We start from the raw sequence: 15,510 nt of genomic DNA, 5'->3' as shown, positions 1-15,510 counted from the left end.
CTTCCTCAGTTCAGGCTCGTCGGCGCCCGGGTCAGCTCGAACGCGGGCAGCGAGGGCAGGTTACGGATGATCGCCGTCTCGGCGCGCAGCAGTTTCAGCTCGTCGCGCAGGCGCGAGGCGGTGTCCGGGGCCTGCAGCAGCCGTTGCTTCGTCGGGGTGTCGTGGACCATCGCGGCCGCCACCAGGTACGACACCACGCCCGGGTCGTCCGGCAGCTCCGTGCCCGAGGACAGCGAGCGCTCACGGGCGCCGGCCAGCCGCTTCTGGTACTGGCGGAAGGAGCGCAGGACGCCCTCGGCCAGCGCGCCGGCCTCGTCGCCCGGCTCCTCCGGCAGTTCCTCGCACTCCGCCGTCAGGAACGGGCCCGACGCGTCGATCGAGAGCAGACGCACGCGCGTCGTGCCCGTCGCGAGGACCTCGAACGTGCCGTCGGCCCGCTCCCGGATCGTCGCCGCGTCCGCCACACAGGCCATCGTGTGGAGGGCCTTGAGCGGGTCCGGGCCGAAGCCCGCGGACGGCCCGCGCTCCGGCTGTGCGGTGGGGTCCGGCATGCCGGGGGCGCTCGGCGCCACCTCGTAGCCGTCGCGGATCGCCACGACGGCGAACCGGCGCGGCTCGTCCTCGGGCGTCTTGAGCAACTCGCGCATCATCGCGCGATAGCGCTCCTCGAAGACGTTGAGCGGCAGCACGAGTCCCGGGAACAGCACGGTGTTCAGCGGGAAGAGCGGGAGACGGACGGTGGTCACGGCGCCCCAGCCTAGTGGTCACCGGCGCGAACGTGTCCGCCGTGCCCGCCGAGCGGGACCGGGGACCAGGGCGCCGGCCCCGCGGGCAGGGGCCGCGGACCGGGTGTCAGCAGGTGCTCGCGCAGCCGCAGGAAGTGGCCCAGCGGGTCGTCGGAGAACCGGTCCCAGGGGAACGACGTGGCGTAGGGGCCGACGAGGGCCAGCTGGGTGCGGGCGTCCGCCCAGCGCTCCAGGCGCAGCAGGACGTACAGGAGCTCGTTGCGGATCCCGGCCGGCCAGGGGTCGGCCGCGGGGAGGCGCTCCGACAGGGCGAGGGCCCGGTCGGCCGCCGCGTCCAGCCGGGCGCGCGGCACCTCGGGGCCGCAGCCGTCGGTCAGGTAGCCGAGGGCCGCGCGGGCCGGCAGGGCCTGGACCAGCGAGTCGGCGGGCGCGTCCTGCGCGGCCCGGTCGGCGAAGTCGAGGCACTCGCGGTGCGCGCCGTGCCAGGACGTGCCCAGATAGCGCAGGGCGGCCACATGGCAGCCGTGGTGGTGCGGGGCCCGCCGCACGGCCGCCTCCCACAGCTCCTCGACGTAGCGGTGCCCGGCCCCGGAGCCGCGTGCGTGGTCCAGCGCGATCCGCCAGGGCACCGGATCGCGGTCGTCGGCCCGGGCGGCGGCGGTGATCAGCGGGCTCACCTCGCGCAGCAGCTCGGCGCGGGCCGGTGAGGACCAGACGCGGTCCACCGCGAGCTGCGTCCCGACCAGCAGTACGCCGGGGTCCTGCGGGACGGCCGTGTGCCAGGCGTCGAACCACTCGGGGCGCGAGCGGGCGAAGGCGGCCAGGTGCCGGACGTACCGGTCGTGGTTCTCCCAGGCGGCCGCGGAACGGGTGGCGGTCAGCAGGGCGGCCGCCACGGCGTACTCGCCCCGGCCGGCCGCGACCAGCGCGGGGGAGAGCCGGTCGTCGGGCGCGTCGAGTACGGCCTCGTCCCCGGTCTCGGGCCGGCGGGCCGGGCGCGCGGAGCGTTTGTTCATCAGGGCGCAGCGGATGAACGAGGGCAGCGGAGCCATGGTGTCGACCATTGAAAGTCCGCAGGTCGGGGGCGCGCCAGAGAGTTCGGCAAGTCCAGGAAAGTTGTACGGCGCGAGGTCAAAGAGCGGTAAAGGTGCGACTTCGTCTGGGTATCTGCTGTGGCCCGAGCCCTCCCGGGCCCCCTCAGCCCCGCCGCAGCAGCCGCGTCGCCCCCGCCGCCACCGTCGTCGCGAGTATCCAGCCGAGCAGGATCATCGCGGACTCCAGCCACTCCCAGCCGCCGTGCAGCTGCCACTCGCCGACCTGGCCCAGGTCGATCACCGGCAGCAGCAGGTCCAGCGTGAACAGCGCCGGGCTCCAGTAGGGGTGTTCCTCGTGGTTCGCCGGGGGATGGTCCGCGTGGGCGAAGGCCAGCGTGCCCGCCGCCCACAGCACCGCCATCCACACCGCGGCCCGGCCCGGCCGGTAGCCGTAGGCGACCGTCCAGTCCTGGACGTACCCCAGGAACTTCGCGGCCAGCGGCAGCGTCTCGCGGCGCCGGCGCTGCTTGGCGAGCAGCACCTCGCGCGCGTCCTCGTCCTCGCCGGCCGCGCGCAGCACCGCCGCCAGCCGCTCGTACGGCTCCGGGGCGTACTCCGCCGTGGCCGCCGCTATCCAGTCCAGGCGCCGGGTCAGCGGGAAGGGGCCCTGCGGCACGAGGTTCTCGTACGTGAAGCCGCCCATGTGCAGGTTCCCGGCCTCCGGCCAGGCGCCCGCGCGGTCCACCAGGTTGACGATCCGCGCCCCGGACAGCAGGACCTTGCCGCGCTGCGGCCGGTCGCCGAGGAAGCGCAGCTCGGGCGTGTGCACCCGGCGCAGGGACAGCTCCTGGTCGTCGGTGAGGGTGAACCGGGCCCGCTCCAGGTCGACGGCGTCCCCGAACCGCCCGTCGTCCAGCCGCAGCCCGCCCCGGCACTCGAAGCGCTGGATCCGCGTCCCGCGCGCGGGAGTCGTACCGCTCAGCTGCGCGCCGCCGACGCCGGCCGGGGTCAGGTACAGGGTGCGCTCGACGGTCAGCTGCGGTGCGTTCAGGGCGAGCCGGGCGTAGGGATTGGCGAGTTTCGCGCCCCGCAGGCTGAGCGACACGCCGACCTTGGCGCTGCGCAGGCTCAGTTCGCCGTGCGACTCCAGCAGCTCCGCCTGGAGGTCCTGGCCCACGGTCATGCCGTCCGCCGCGATCGACCGGCCGCTGCGGTCGCGGTACACGATCGCCTCGTTGAGCAGCAGGTCGGTGCCGATGTGCGCGTCGGTCAGCCGGATCCCGTTCCGGAAGCGGCAGCGCGGCAGATGCAGATCGCCCTCGGTGTGCACCCGGGCCGCCTCCAGGCGCGGCACCGCGCAGTCGACCAGGCGCAGGGTCGTGAACCGGGCCTCCGGCAGCCGTACCTCGTCGTCGAAGCGGCAGCCGCGCAGCTCGACGTACGGGGTGACCTGGCCGCCCGCCAGCTCCATCGTGCCGGTGATCCGCACGCCGGCCAGCTTCAGCGCGGACACCCGGCCCGCGAGCGCGGGCGGTCCGTCCAGCAGCAGCCAGCACACGATCCGGGCCCGCACGGTCCGCTCGGGTCCCCAGGGATGCCCGCCGTGCGGATCGTCCACGACGGCGTCGCCGCTGTTCAGGTCGTACACGCTGCCGTTGCGGAAGGCCTGCCACATGCCCGCCTCGGCCGCCGTCAGCTCGTCCGGCACGTCCCCGGCGACGAAGCCGGCCCCCTCGGTCACCGCCGTTCCTTCTCTCTTCCTCGCGCACGACATTTCGTACAGCCGTTCATGCCCGCTGAGTGACTGCTGGAACACTGGAGGTGAAGGGGATCTTCCGAATCTGGCCACGTTCTGTATCAGCCATTGATACGCGCGCACGGTGCTCGACCCCGGTCTGAGAGAATTGAGTCCGTGATCTCCCGAATCGATCTGCGCGGCGACGCCCTTCCCGAGGGCCCCGCCCTGCGCGACCTGCTGCCCCGAGCCGACTTCGACGTTTCGGCCGCCCTGGAGAAGGTGCGTCCGATCTGCGAGGCCGTGCATCATCGTGGCGACGCGGCGCTGATCGACTTCGCCGAGAAGTTCGACGGAGTACGGCTGGAATCCGTCCGGGTGCCGGCCGAGGCCCTCACCGATGCCCTCGAGGCCCTCGACCCGGCCGTGCGCGCCGCGCTGGAGGAGTCCATCCGCCGCGCCCGCCTGGTCCACCGCGCGCAGCGCCGCGGCACGCACACCACCCAGGTGGTGCCGGGCGGCTCGGTGACCGAGAAGTGGGTGCCGGTCGAGCGCGTGGGGCTGTACGCGCCGGGCGGCCGGTCCGTCTACCCCTCCTCCGTGATCATGAACGCCGTACCGGCCCAGGAGGCCGGCGTCGGGTCCATCGCGCTCGCCTCTCCGCCGCAGGCCGAGTTCGGGGGCCTGCCGCACCCGACGATCCTCGCGGCCTGCGCCCTGCTCGGCGTGGACGAGGTCTACGCCGCGGGCGGCGCCACCGCCGTCGCGATGTTCGCGTACGGCACCGAGTCCTGCGCCGCCGCCAACATGGTCACCGGCCCCGGCAACATCTGGGTCGCCGCCGCCAAGCGCTTCTTCACCGGCAGGATCGGCATCGACGCCGAGGCCGGCCCGACCGAGATCGCGGTCCTCGCCGACGACAGCGCCGACCCGGTGCACGTCGCCGCGGACCTGATCAGCCAGGCCGAGCACGACCCGCTGGCCGCCGCGGTGCTCGTCACCGACTCCGTCGAGCTGGCGGACGCGGTGGAGAAGGAGCTGGGGCCGCAGGTCGAGGCCACCAAGCACATCGAGGACCGGATCGTGCCCGCCCTCAGGGGCCGGCAGTCCGCGATCGTCCTCGTGGACGGCCTGGACGAGGGCCTGCGCGTGGTCGACGCGTACGGCGCCGAGCACCTGGAGATCCAGACCGCCGACGCCGCCGCGGTGGCCGACCGGGTGAAGAACGCGGGCGCGATCTTCATCGGCCCCTGGGCCCCCGTCTCCCTCGGCGACTACGCGGCCGGGTCCAACCACGTCCTGCCCACCGGCGGCTGCGCCTGTCACTCCTCGGGCCTGTCCGTCCAGTCCTTCCTGCGCGGCATCCACATCGTGGACTACACGAAGGACGCGCTCGCCGAGGTCGCCCATCACGTGGTGACGCTGGCGGAGGCGGAGGACCTGCCGGCGCACGGCGCGGCGGTCAAGGCGAGGTTCGGCTGGAAGGTACCGACGAGCAAGTGACCAGGATCGACGATCTCCCCGTCCGGGACGAGCTGCGCGGCAAGTCCCCTTACGGCGCGCCCCAGTTGGACGTCCCCGTACGGCTGAACACCAACGAGAACCCCTACCCGCTGCCCGAACCGCTCGTCGAGCGGATCGCGGAGCGGGTGCGCGAGGCCGCCCGCGACCTGAACCGCTACCCCGACCGGGACGCGGTCCAGCTGCGCACCGAGCTGGCCAAGTACCTGACGAACACGGGCAAGTACCCGATCGGCGTCGAGCACGTCTGGGCGGCCAACGGCTCCAACGAGGTCATCCAGCAGCTGCTGCAGACCTTCGGCGGACCGGGCCGTACGGCGATCGGCTTCGAGCCGTCGTACTCGATGCACGCGCTCATCGCGCGCGGCACCGGCACCGGCTGGATCCCGGGTCCCCGTAACGAGGACTTCACGATCGACCTCGCCGCCGCCGAGCGGGCGATCGCCGAGCACAAGCCCGACGTCGTCTTCATCACCACCCCCAACAACCCCACGGGCAACGCGGTCGCGCCCGACACCGTCCTCGCGCTGTACGAGGCGGCCCAGGCGGCCAAGCCGTCGATGGTGGTCGTGGACGAGGCGTACGTCGAGTTCAGCCACGGCGACTCGCTGCTGCCCCTCCTCGAAGGCCGCCCGCACCTCGTCGTCTCCCGCACGATGTCGAAGGCGTTCGGCGCCGCGGGCCTGCGCCTCGGCTACCTGGCCGCCGACCCGGCGGTCGTGGACGCCGTACAGCTCGTCCGGCTGCCGTACCACCTGTCGGCCGTCACCCAGGCGACCGCCCTGGCCGCCCTGGAGCACACCGACACCCTGCTGAAGTACGTCGAGCAGCTGAAGGCGGAGCGCGACCGGCTGGTCGCCGAGCTGCGCGCGACCGGCTACGACGTCATCGAGTCCGACGCCAACTTCGTGCAGTTCGGCCGGTTCACGGACTCCCACGAGGCCTGGCAGAAGATCCTCGACCGGGGCGTCCTGGTCCGGGACAACGGCGTACCGGGGTGGCTGCGGGTCTCCGCCGGCACCCCGGAGGAGAACGACGCGTTCCTCGACGCGGTCCGTGAAGTCAAGAAGGAGCTTGAGGGATGACTCGCGAAGGTCGCGTAGGAAGAACAGAGCGTACGACGAAGGAGACGTCCGTCCTGGTCGAGATCGACCTCGACGGCACCGGCAGGACCGACATCGCCACCGGCGTCGGCTTCTACGACCACATGCTCGACCAACTCGGCCGGCACGGTCTGTTCGACCTGACCGTGAAGACCGACGGCGACCTGCACATCGACTCCCACCACACCATCGAGGACACCGCCCTCGCGCTGGGCGCCGCCTTCAAGCAGGCGCTCGGCGACAAGGTGGGGATCTACCGCTTCGGCAACTGCACGGTCCCGCTGGACGAGTCCCTCGCCCAGGTGACCGTCGACCTGTCCGGCCGCCCGTACCTCGTGCACACCGAGCCCGAGAACATGGCGCCGATGATCGGCGAGTACGACACGACGATGACCCGGCACATCCTGGAGTCCTTCGTCGCCCAGGCGCAGATCGCGCTGCACGTGCACGTGCCGTACGGGCGCAACGCGCACCACATCGTGGAGTGCCAGTTCAAGGCCCTCGCCCGGGCGCTGCGCTATGCCTGCGAACGCGACCCGCGCGCGGCCGGCATCCTCCCCTCCACGAAGGGCGCGCTGTAACCCCATGACCAGCCTCTCCACCGTCCTGATCGTCGTCGGTCTCTTCCTGGTCGGCGGCATCATCTCCTTCGTCAAGCAGAAGATGCCCACGAGCCTCATCGTGCTGCTCTCCATCGGCGCGGGCATGTGCCTCGTCGCGGGCGTCATGCGGCTGGGGGTGTGGAATTGACCGCCCCGAAGAGGGTTGTCGTCTTCGACTACGGCTTCGGCAACGTCCGTTCCGCCGAGCGTGCCCTCGCGCGCGTGGGCGCCGACGTCGAGATCACGCGTGACTTCGACAAGGCGATGAACGCCGACGGCCTGCTGGTGCCGGGCGTGGGCGCGTTCGCCGCCTGCATGCAGGGTCTGCGCGCCGCGCGCGGTGACTGGGTGGTCGACCGCCGGCTGTCCGGCGGGCGCCCGGTGATGGGCATCTGCGTCGGCATGCAGATCCTCTTCGCGCGCGGCATCGAGCACGGTGTGGAGGCCGAGGGCCTGGACGAGTGGCCCGGCACGGTCGCGCCGCTGGAGGCCGAGGTCGTGCCCCACATGGGCTGGAACACCGTCGACGCCCCAGCCGGCTCCCAGCTGTTCGCGGGCCTCGACGCCGACGCCCGCTACTACTTCGTGCACTCCTACGCCGTCCACGATTGGCAGCTGGAGTCGCACAACCCGCTGATCGCCGCCCCCAAGGTCACCTGGTCGACGCACGGCAGGCCGTTCGTGGCCGCGGTGGAGAACGGCGCCCTGTGGGCCACCCAGTTTCACCCCGAGAAGTCCGGCGACGCCGGCGCCCAGCTCCTCACCAACTGGATCGGAACCCTGTAGAGACATGGCCAAGCTCGAACTCCTCCCCGCCGTCGACGTCCGTGACGGCCAGGCCGTCCGCCTCGTGCACGGCGAGTCCGGCACGGAGACCTCGTACGGCTCCCCGCTGGAGGCCGCCCTCGCCTGGCAGCGCTCCGGCGCCGAGTGGCTGCACCTGGTCGACCTCGACGCCGCGTTCGGCACGGGTGACAACCGCGAGCTGATCGCCGAGGTCGCGCGGGCGATGGACATCAAGGTGGAGCTGTCCGGCGGCATCCGCGACGACGCCTCGCTGGCCGCCGCCCTGGCCACCGGCTGCACCCGGGTGAACCTCGGCACGGCCGCCCTGGAGACCCCCGAGTGGGTCGCCAAGGTCATCGCCGAGCACGGCGACAAGATCGCGGTCGGCCTGGACGTGCGCGGCACGACCCTGCGCGGCCGCGGCTGGACCCGCGACGGCGGCGACCTCTACGAGACGCTGGACCGACTGAACAAGGAGGGCTGCGCCCGCTACGTCGTCACCGACATCGCCAAGGACGGCACGCTCCAGGGCCCGAACCTGGAACTGCTGCGCAATGTCTGTGCCGCCACCGACCGGCCGGTCGTGGCCTCCGGCGGCGTGTCGTCGCTGGACGACCTCCGGGCCATCGCCGAGCTGGTACCCCTCGGTGTCGAGGGCTCCATCGTCGGGAAGGCCCTGTACGCGAAGGCGTTCACCCTGGAAGAGGCCCTGGAGGCTGTGTCGTCATGACGTCCGATGCCGTGCGGCGGGTGCAGAGCGGAAGTCCCTGGGAAGAGAGTTTCGGCTTCGCACGCGCCGTCGCGGCGGGGGACCGGGTGTCGGTGGGCGGCACCACGTCCTTCAAGGGCACGGTGCTGTACGGCGAGGGCGACCCGTACGAGCAGACCAGGGTCGCCTTCGGCAACGCCCTCGAAGCGCTGAAGGAGTTCGGGCTCGGCATCGAGTCCGTGATCCGTACCCGCATGTACCTGAGCCATGTGCGCGACGTCGACGAGGCGGGCCGGGCCCACAAGGAGCTGTTCGACTCCGTGCGCCCGGCGACGACCCTTCTCGTGGTCGAGGGCTTCGTCGATCCGCGCATCCTGGTCGAAGTAGAGCTTGAAGCATTCAGAGGAGCCTGAGCAGTCATGACCCTGGCGGTCCGAGTCATCCCCTGCCTGGACGTGGACAACGGCCGGGTCGTCAAGGGCGTCAACTTCCAGAACCTGCGCGACGCGGGCGACCCCGTCGAGATGGCCAAGGTGTACGACGCCGAGGGCGCCGACGAGCTGACGTTCCTGGACATCACCGCGTCCTCGGGCAACCGGGAGACGACGTACGACGTGGTGCGCCGCACCGCCGAGCAGGTCTTCATCCCGCTGACGGTCGGCGGCGGCGTCCGTACGGCCGAGGACGTGGACAGGCTGCTGCGGGCGGGCGCCGACAAGGTGGGCGTGAACACAGCGGCCATCGCGCGCCCCGACCTGATCCGCGAGATCGCGGAACGTTTCGGCCGCCAGGTCCTGGTCCTGTCGGTGGACGCCCGCCGCACCGAGTCGGGTTCCTTCGAGGTCACCACCCACGGCGGCCGCAAGGGCACCGGCATCGACGCCGTCGAGTGGGCGCACCGGGCCGCCGAGCTGGGCGCCGGCGAGATCCTGCTCAACTCCATGGACGCCGACGGCACCAAGGACGGCTACGACCTGGAGATGATCGCGGCGGTCCGCAAGCACGTCACCGTCCCGGTCATCGCCTCGGGCGGCGCCGGCAAGCTGGCCGACTTCCCGCCGGCGGTCGCGGCGGGCGCCGACGCGGTGCTCGCGGCCTCCGTCTTCCACTTCGGCGACCTGCGGATCGGCCAGGTGAAGCAGACCCTGCGGGAAGCGGGGCACCCCGTGCGCTGAGGTTGGGCTGTTCAGCCGATACGAGATACGAAAGAGAAGTTGCGCAAAATCTGTTGCGCAACTTCTCTTTCGTATCTACGGTCGTGCCCATGGCAAGCAAGGAGAACCGGCGGATCACCGACGTCGGCACGCTCAAGGCGCTCGCGCATCCGCTGCGCCTGAAGCTCTACCGACTGCTGTTCGTCGCCGAGGCGGCCACCGCCTCCCATCTCGCCGAGCAGGTCGACGAGGCCGTCTCGCTGGTCAGTTACCACCTGCGCAAGCTCGCCGAGCACGGCCTGGTCGAGGAGGCCGAGCCGCGCAGCGCGGACGGCCGCGAGCGCTGGTGGCAGCCGTCCTCCGACGGCGTCTCCATCCGCGACGAGGACTTCCAGGACGCCCCCGAGAAGGTGGCGGCGCACCTCGCGGCCTCCCGGATGTTCCTGGAGCAGCGCGCCGAGATGTACCGGAGGTACCTGGACGAGCGCGCCCACTGGGGCCCGGAGTGGAGCGAGGCCGCCCATGACTCCGAGTCGCTGCTCAGGCTGACCGCCGCGGAACTGGCGGAGCTGAAGAAGGACCTGCACGACCTGCTCAAGCGCTACGACGAGCAGGGGCGAGCCCACGAGGCCGCCGGCGACACCGAAGGGCGCGAGCACGTCGCGCTGCACGTGTACGGCTTCCCGTTCCGCGTCTGAGAGGGCCCCTCCCGTGACCGCCACGCTCGCCGCCCCGTCGACCACCACGCCCGCCCACCGCGACGGCAACGTCCGGCGCTGGCTCGCCGCCTACACCTCCTCGATGCTGGGCGACACCATCTACTACATCGCCCTGTCCTGGGCCGCCGTCCGGATCGGGACCCCGGCGCAGGTCGGGCTCGTGATGGCGGTCGGCGCGCTGCCCCGGGCCGTACTGATGCTGGGCGGGGGAGTGATCGCCGACCGGTTCGGGCCGCGTCGGGTGGTCATCGGCAGTGATGCCGTGCGCTGTGCGGCCGTTCTCGCCGTGGCCGCCCTGCTGTTCCTCACCCGCCCCGGCCTGTGGCCGCTCGCCCTGCTGGCGCTGGTCTTCGGTGCCGTCGACGCCGTCTTCGTGCCCGCCGTGGGCGCCCTGCCGGCCCGGCTCACCGCGCAGGACCAGCTCGGCCGGGTCCAGGGCATGCGCAGCCTCGCCATCCGGTTCGCCGCCGTCGTGGGCGCCCCGCTCGGCGGGCTCGGGGTGGCCACGGGTGGCGCCCCGGCCGCGTTCGCCCTCGCCGGGCTGCTCATCGCCGTGTCCGTGCCGTTGCTGGTCCGCGTGCGCGTACGGGACCTGCCGACGCGGGACGCCGCACCGAAGGGCACGGCCTGGGCGGACCTCAAGGACGGACTGCGCCACATCCGCGGCCACCGCGTCCTCGCCCCGCTGATGCTCGCCATCGCCCTCGGCGACCTGGGGTTCGTGGGCCCCCTGAACGTCGGACTGACCCTGCTCGCCGACCGTCGCGGCTGGGGTGCCTCCGGCATGGGCTGGATACTCGCCGGGTTCGGCACCGGCGCGGGTGCCGCCTCGCTGCTGCTGGCCGTCCGGGGGCGGCTCCCCCGGGCCGGACTCGTCGCCGGGTGCACGATCATCGCCGGCTCGGTGGCCGTCGGCGCCCTCGCCTACGCCCCCACCCTCCTGACCGCCGTCGGCACGGCCCTGCTCGTCGGCCTGCTCACCGGGCTGAGCGGGGTGATGTGCGGCGCGCTGCTCCAGACCCGGTCCGACCCCGACTACCTGGGCCGCGTCACCGCCGTCTCCAGCCTGGTCAGCCTCGGCCTCACCCCGCTCAGCATGCCGTTCGCGGCCGCCGCGATCGGCGCCTGGGGGCTGCGCCCGGTCTACGTCGTCAGCGCCGCCGTCTGCGGACTCGGCGGGGTCGTCGCCCTCGCCGTACCGGCCCTGCGCACCGCCGAGCTGCCCCGCTGAACGTCACTCCCGCGACTGGATCAGCTGCACCAGGTTGCCGCACGTGTCGTCGAACACCGCCGCGAGGACCGGCCCCTGCCGCTGCGGCGGGTGGGTGAACCGGACGCCCAGGGCGCGCAGCCGCGCGTACTCCGCCCGGAGGTCGTCCACGGAGAAGACGATGCACGGGATGCCCGCGTCGTACAGCGCGCCGCGGTACGCCTGCGCGATCGGGCCCTGTCCGGGCTCCAGCAGGAGCTGGAGGTCCGGCTGGGCCCCGGCGGGCGCGCCGACCGCGACGAACAGGGCGCCGCCGCCCAGGTCCCGGTGGAGCCGTGTCTCGAAGCCCAGGACGTCCGTGTAGAAGGCGTGGGCCGCCGCGACGTCGTCCACGTACACACCCGTCATCGCGACCTTGATCACGGGGATCAGAACCCGAGCTGCTTGGTGCCCTGCACCTTCTCGATGGCGTCCGCGTCGCCCTCCAGGTCCACCCGGGCCGCGCTCTGCCGGCCGAAGGCGAACAGGAGCAGCTCCGAGGGCTCGCCGGTCACCGTCACCACCGGCGCACCCCGGTGCGCCACGGCCGTCTGACCGTCCGGGCGGCGCAGCACCAGACCCGTCGGCACCCCCCGGCCCAGCAGCCGCGCGGTGCGCTCCAGCCGGGACCACAGGGTGTCCTGGAACACCGGGTCCAGCTCGCGCGCGCTCCAGTCCGGCTGCGCCCGGCGCACGTCCTCGGTGTGGACGTAGAACTCGACGATGTTGGCCGCCTCGTCGACCTGCTTCAGCTGGAACGGCGAGAAGCGCGGCGGGCCCGTGCGGATCAGCTGGATCAGCTCGTCGTACGGCTTCGCGGTGTACTCGGCCATCACCTTCTCCAGACGCGGCTGGAGCTGCTTGATCAGCGTGCCCCCGGCCGCGTCCGGGCGGCGTTCGCGCACGATCACGTGCGCGGCGAGGTCCCGGGTGCGCCAGCCCTCGCAGAGGGTCTCGGCGTCCGGTCCGACGGTCTCCAGCAGGTCCGCGAGCAGCAGCCGTTCACGCTTGGCGAAGGTCGACATGCGACTCAGCCTACGACCGGTCAGAAAGTCCGCCCAGCGGACGTACTCCCCGCGTTGTCGGTGCCGCGCGGCACAATGGCATCCATGACCAGCACGACCGGAACGCCCCGGCCCAGCAGCCTCGACCCGGAGATCGCCGCGCGCCTCAAGCGCAGCCCCGACGGACTCGTCCCCGCCATCGCCCAGCAGTACGACACCGGTGAGGTGCTCATGCTCGGCTGGATGGACGACGAGGCGCTGCATCGCACGCTGACCACCGGCCGCTGCACCTACTGGTCCCGCAGCCGCCGGGAGTACTGGGTCAAGGGCGACACCTCGGGCCACGTCCAGTGGGTGAAGGCGGTCGCGCTCGACTGCGACGCCGACACCCTGCTGGTCAGGGTCGACCAGGTCGGTGCCGCCTGCCACACCGGCGCGCGGACCTGTTTCGACGAGGACGTGCTGCTCAAGGACGGCGGCACCGATTCCGGCCCGACCGGCTCCGATCAGTAAGGTCAGCGGCCATGGACCTCGAGACCTTCCGCAAGCTCGCCGCCGACCGGCGCGTCATCCCGGTCACGCGCAAGCTCCTCGCCGACGGCGACACCCCGGTCGCGCTCTACCGCAAGCTCGCCGCCGAGCGCCCCGGCACCTTCCTCCTGGAGTCCGCGGAGAACGGCCGCTCCTGGTCCCGGTACTCCTTCGTGGGCGTCCGCAGCCACGCCACGCTCACCACGCGCGACGGCCGGGCCCACTGGCTGGGCACCCCGCCCGTCGGCGTGCCCGTCGACGGCGACCCCCTCCAGGTGCTGCGCGCCACGCTCCAGACCCTGCACACCCCGAACCAGGAGGGTCTGCCGCCCTTCACCGGCGGCATGGTCGGCTACCTGGGCTACGACATCGTCCGCCGCCTGGAGAAGATCGGCCCCGGCGAGCGCGACGACCTCCGGCTGCCCGAGCTGACCATGCTCCTGACCAGCGACCTCGCCGTGATGGACCACTGGGAGGGCTCGGTCCTGCTGATCGCCAACGCGATCAACCACAACGACCTCGCCACCGGCGTGGACGAGGCCTACGCCGACGCCGTGGCCCGCCTCGACGCGATGGAGGCCGACCTCACGCGCGCGGTGGCCCAGCCCCCGGCCGTCCTGCCGCCCTCGGAGCTGCCCGAGTACACCGCGCTGTGGGGCGGCCCCGACTTCCAGGCCGCCGTCGAGGACGTCAAGGAGCGCATCCGCGCGGGCGAGGCCTTCCAGGTCGTGCCCTCCCAGCGCTTCGAGACCCCGTGCACGGCGAGCGCCCTGGACGTCTACCGGGTGCTGCGGACCACCAACCCGTCGCCGTACATGTACCTGTTCCGCTTCGACGGGTTCGACGTCGTCGGCTCGTCCCCCGAGGCCCTGGTGAAGGTCGAGGACGGGCGGGCCATGGTCCACCCCATCGCCGGCACCCGCCCGCGCGGGGCCACGCCGCAGGAGGACCAGGCCCTCGCCGACGAGCTGATGGCCGACCCCAAGGAGCGCGCCGAGCACCTGATGCTGGTCGACCTCGGGCGCAACGACCTCGGCCGGGTCTGCGAGCCCGGCTCGGTCGAGGTGGTCGACTTCATGTCCGTCGAGCGGTACTCCCACGTGATGCACATCGTCTCGACCGTCACCGGCCGGGTCTCCGCGGGCCGCACGGCCTTCGACGTGCTCACCGCCTGCTTCCCCGCGGGCACCCTCTCCGGCGCCCCCAAGCCCCGCGCGATGCAGATCATCGACGAACTGGAACCGTCCCGCCGCGGTCTGTACGGCGGCTGCGTCGGCTATCTCGACTTCGCGGGCGACTCCGACACCGCCATCGCCATCCGCACGGCCCTGCTGCGCGACGGCACGGCCTACGTCCAGGCCGGCGCCGGCATCGTCGCCGACTCCGACCCGGTGGCGGAGGACCAGGAGTGCCGCAACAAGGCGGCGGCGGTGCTGCGCGCGGTCCACACCGCCAACCGGCTGGGCGTGTAGGCGCCTTTCGCCCGTAAGGCACGTCTCATCCGAACCCCCGGGTGACGGTTCGCCCGGGGTTCAGGCGATAGTGGAGTACGTGACTGCCGTTCCTCACCCCCGTTCCGAAGCCGCCGAGCCCGTCCGGTCCGGCCGCCGGAGCCTCGCCCTGGCCCTCCTGTGCGGTGCGCTCGGCGCGGCCGTGGCGCTGCTCGCGACCCGGCAGCGCTGGGCGGAGGGCACCGCGACGGTGGCCGGCGGAGCGTTCCCGCTCACCGCGAAGGGCAGCGACGTCACCGGCGTCCCGGCGGCCCTCGCCATAGTGGGCCTCGCCGCGCTCGTCGCCGTCTTCGCCGTCCGCCGGGCCGGCCGCCTCGTCGTCGCCGGGCTGCTCGCGCTCTCCGGCGCCGGTATCGCGGCCGCCGCCCTGGTGTCCGCCTCCGACGACTCCGCGCTGGACGACAAGGCCGCCCAGGCCAGCGGCGACACCTCCGCCACGGTCGCGGCGCTCAGCCACACGGGCTGGCCCTACGTCGCGGCCGTCGGCGGGGCGCTGATCCTGCTGGCAGGCCTGCTCGCGCTGCGCTACGGCAGCCTGTGGCCCGCCATGTCCGGCCGCTACGAGCGCGGCACCGACCGCCCGCGCCGCAAGGCCCGCCCGGTCGACCCCGAGCGGCCCGAGGAGATGTGGAAGGCCCTGGACCGCGGCGAGGACCCGACCGGAGCCTGAGCCGCCGGTCACCCGAGGGTGTGGCGAACCAGACGCCACCCCCGCGTCCGCGACGCGCACCCGTACGGGACAATGGGGGGCGAGCGTCCGGCTCGGACACTGACGGGCGGGCTCGGAGCCGTACGACACGTACGCCGCTCTCCCGGACACGTACACAGCAACGAGGAGCACAGACATGGCGGGCAGCAGCCACGGCCACGGTCACACCCCGGCCGCCTGGACCGGCGTCATCATTTCCTTCATCGGTTTCCTGGTCGCGGGCGCCTTCATGGTGATGGCCAACACCGTCGGCTTCTGGGCCGGCATGGTGCTTATCCTCGGCGGCGCGGTGGTCGGCGGCATCATGCGCGCCATGGGCCTCGGCTCCGACCCGAAGCCCCTGAAGATGGTCGGTGCCCCCGTCGCGACCCCCGAGCCGGTGGCTGTGGAGGGCTGA

Annotated in this window: 19 protein-coding genes; 14 read left to right on the top strand and 5 right to left on the bottom strand. The window is 72.6% G+C overall.

Annotated elements, in window-relative coordinates; genetic code table 11:
- Positions 1–5: 5 nt before the first annotated feature.
- From BIV23_RS22885 to BIV23_RS22875, 3 genes are all read right to left on the bottom strand, one after another.
- Positions 6–746, bottom strand: a complete 741-nt coding sequence (locus BIV23_RS22885; protein ID WP_071382793.1) for an LON peptidase substrate-binding domain-containing protein — start codon at positions 744–746, stop codon at positions 6–8.
- Between the two features lie 11 nt (positions 747–757).
- Positions 758–1,810, bottom strand: coding sequence for a hypothetical protein (locus BIV23_RS22880; RefSeq protein WP_177240000.1), 1,053 nt, complete (start codon positions 1,808–1,810; stop codon positions 758–760).
- Positions 1,811–1,943: 133 nt separating this feature from the next.
- The gene (locus BIV23_RS22875; RefSeq protein ID WP_071382792.1) at positions 1,944–3,521 is read right to left on the bottom strand and encodes an oxidoreductase; all 1,578 of its coding nucleotides are present in this window, start codon (positions 3,519–3,521) and stop codon (positions 1,944–1,946) included.
- A gap of 171 nt (positions 3,522–3,692) precedes the next feature.
- Here BIV23_RS22875 and hisD point away from each other — a divergent pair, with 171 nt between their 5' ends.
- The 10 genes from hisD to BIV23_RS22830 all read left to right on the top strand — a co-directional run bounded on the left by hisD (position 3,693) and on the right by BIV23_RS22830 (position 11,340).
- A complete protein-coding gene (hisD, locus tag BIV23_RS22870; RefSeq protein ID WP_071382791.1) occupies positions 3,693–5,018 on the top strand; it encodes a histidinol dehydrogenase in 1,326 nt (441 codons plus the stop codon).
- Positions 5,015–6,121, top strand: a complete 1,107-nt coding sequence (locus BIV23_RS22865) for a histidinol-phosphate transaminase (RefSeq protein ID WP_071382790.1) — start codon at positions 5,015–5,017, stop codon at positions 6,119–6,121. The genes hisD and BIV23_RS22865 overlap by 4 nt, the downstream gene beginning before the upstream one ends.
- A complete protein-coding gene (gene hisB, locus BIV23_RS22860; RefSeq protein WP_071382789.1) occupies positions 6,118–6,720 on the top strand; it encodes an imidazoleglycerol-phosphate dehydratase HisB in 603 nt (200 codons plus the stop codon). The genes BIV23_RS22865 and hisB overlap by 4 nt, the downstream gene beginning before the upstream one ends.
- 4 nt (positions 6,721–6,724) lie before the next feature.
- Positions 6,725–6,889 (top strand): hypothetical protein, encoded by a 165-nt coding sequence (locus BIV23_RS50450; protein ID WP_177239999.1) that lies wholly within the window; start codon positions 6,725–6,727, stop codon positions 6,887–6,889.
- Positions 6,886–7,527, top strand: a complete 642-nt coding sequence (gene hisH / locus BIV23_RS22855; RefSeq protein WP_071382788.1) for an imidazole glycerol phosphate synthase subunit HisH — start codon at positions 6,886–6,888, stop codon at positions 7,525–7,527. The genes BIV23_RS50450 and hisH overlap by 4 nt, the downstream gene beginning before the upstream one ends.
- Before the next feature lie 4 nt (positions 7,528–7,531).
- Positions 7,532–8,257: a bifunctional 1-(5-phosphoribosyl)-5-((5-phosphoribosylamino)methylideneamino)imidazole-4-carboxamide isomerase/phosphoribosylanthranilate isomerase PriA gene (priA, locus tag BIV23_RS22850; protein WP_071382787.1), complete on the top strand. Its 726-nt coding sequence runs from the start codon at positions 7,532–7,534 to the stop codon at positions 8,255–8,257.
- The gene (locus BIV23_RS22845) at positions 8,254–8,649 is read left to right on the top strand and encodes a RidA family protein (RefSeq protein ID WP_071382786.1); all 396 of its coding nucleotides are present in this window, start codon (positions 8,254–8,256) and stop codon (positions 8,647–8,649) included. The genes priA and BIV23_RS22845 overlap by 4 nt, the downstream gene beginning before the upstream one ends.
- 6 nt (positions 8,650–8,655) lie before the next feature.
- Positions 8,656–9,411, top strand: a complete 756-nt coding sequence (hisF, locus tag BIV23_RS22840) for an imidazole glycerol phosphate synthase subunit HisF (protein ID WP_071382785.1) — start codon at positions 8,656–8,658, stop codon at positions 9,409–9,411.
- Positions 9,412–9,500: 89 nt separating this feature from the next.
- Complete coding sequence (locus BIV23_RS22835) at positions 9,501–10,088, top strand: ArsR/SmtB family transcription factor (protein WP_071382784.1); 588 nt, start codon at positions 9,501–9,503, stop codon at positions 10,086–10,088.
- Between the two features lie 13 nt (positions 10,089–10,101).
- A complete protein-coding gene (locus BIV23_RS22830; protein WP_071382783.1) occupies positions 10,102–11,340 on the top strand; it encodes an MFS transporter in 1,239 nt (412 codons plus the stop codon).
- 3 nt (positions 11,341–11,343) lie between these two features.
- On the opposite strand, the gene BIV23_RS22825 is transcribed toward BIV23_RS22830, so the two are convergent.
- Positions 11,344–11,742 carry a VOC family protein gene (locus BIV23_RS22825; protein WP_071382782.1) on the bottom strand — a complete coding sequence of 133 codons (399 nt, stop codon included), beginning with the start codon at positions 11,740–11,742 and terminating at the stop codon, positions 11,344–11,346.
- Between the two features lie 5 nt (positions 11,743–11,747).
- Positions 11,748–12,383, bottom strand: coding sequence for a TIGR03085 family metal-binding protein (locus BIV23_RS22820; RefSeq protein ID WP_071382781.1), 636 nt, complete (start codon positions 12,381–12,383; stop codon positions 11,748–11,750).
- An 84-nt stretch (positions 12,384–12,467) separates the two neighbouring features.
- Here BIV23_RS22820 and hisI point away from each other — a divergent pair, with 84 nt between their 5' ends.
- From hisI to BIV23_RS22800, 4 genes are all read left to right on the top strand, one after another.
- Entirely contained in the window at positions 12,468–12,875 is a 408-nt protein-coding gene (gene hisI, locus BIV23_RS22815; protein WP_071382911.1) for a phosphoribosyl-AMP cyclohydrolase, read from the top strand.
- An 11-nt stretch (positions 12,876–12,886) separates the two neighbouring features.
- Complete coding sequence (locus tag BIV23_RS22810; RefSeq protein WP_071382780.1) at positions 12,887–14,365, top strand: anthranilate synthase component I; 1,479 nt, start codon at positions 12,887–12,889, stop codon at positions 14,363–14,365.
- A 70-nt stretch (positions 14,366–14,435) separates the two neighbouring features.
- Positions 14,436–15,074, top strand: coding sequence for a TIGR02234 family membrane protein (locus BIV23_RS22805; RefSeq protein WP_071382779.1), 639 nt, complete (start codon positions 14,436–14,438; stop codon positions 15,072–15,074).
- Positions 15,075–15,249: 175 nt separating this feature from the next.
- Complete coding sequence (locus BIV23_RS22800; protein WP_071382778.1) at positions 15,250–15,510, top strand: HGxxPAAW family protein; 261 nt, start codon at positions 15,250–15,252, stop codon at positions 15,508–15,510.

It is taken from the genome of Streptomyces monashensis (assembly GCF_001866665.1).
Classification (GTDB): domain Bacteria; phylum Actinomycetota; class Actinomycetes; order Streptomycetales; family Streptomycetaceae; genus Streptomyces; species Streptomyces monashensis.
The sequence above is the reverse complement of the archived record's forward strand: the minus strand, read 5'-3'. Positions and strand labels throughout refer to the sequence as shown.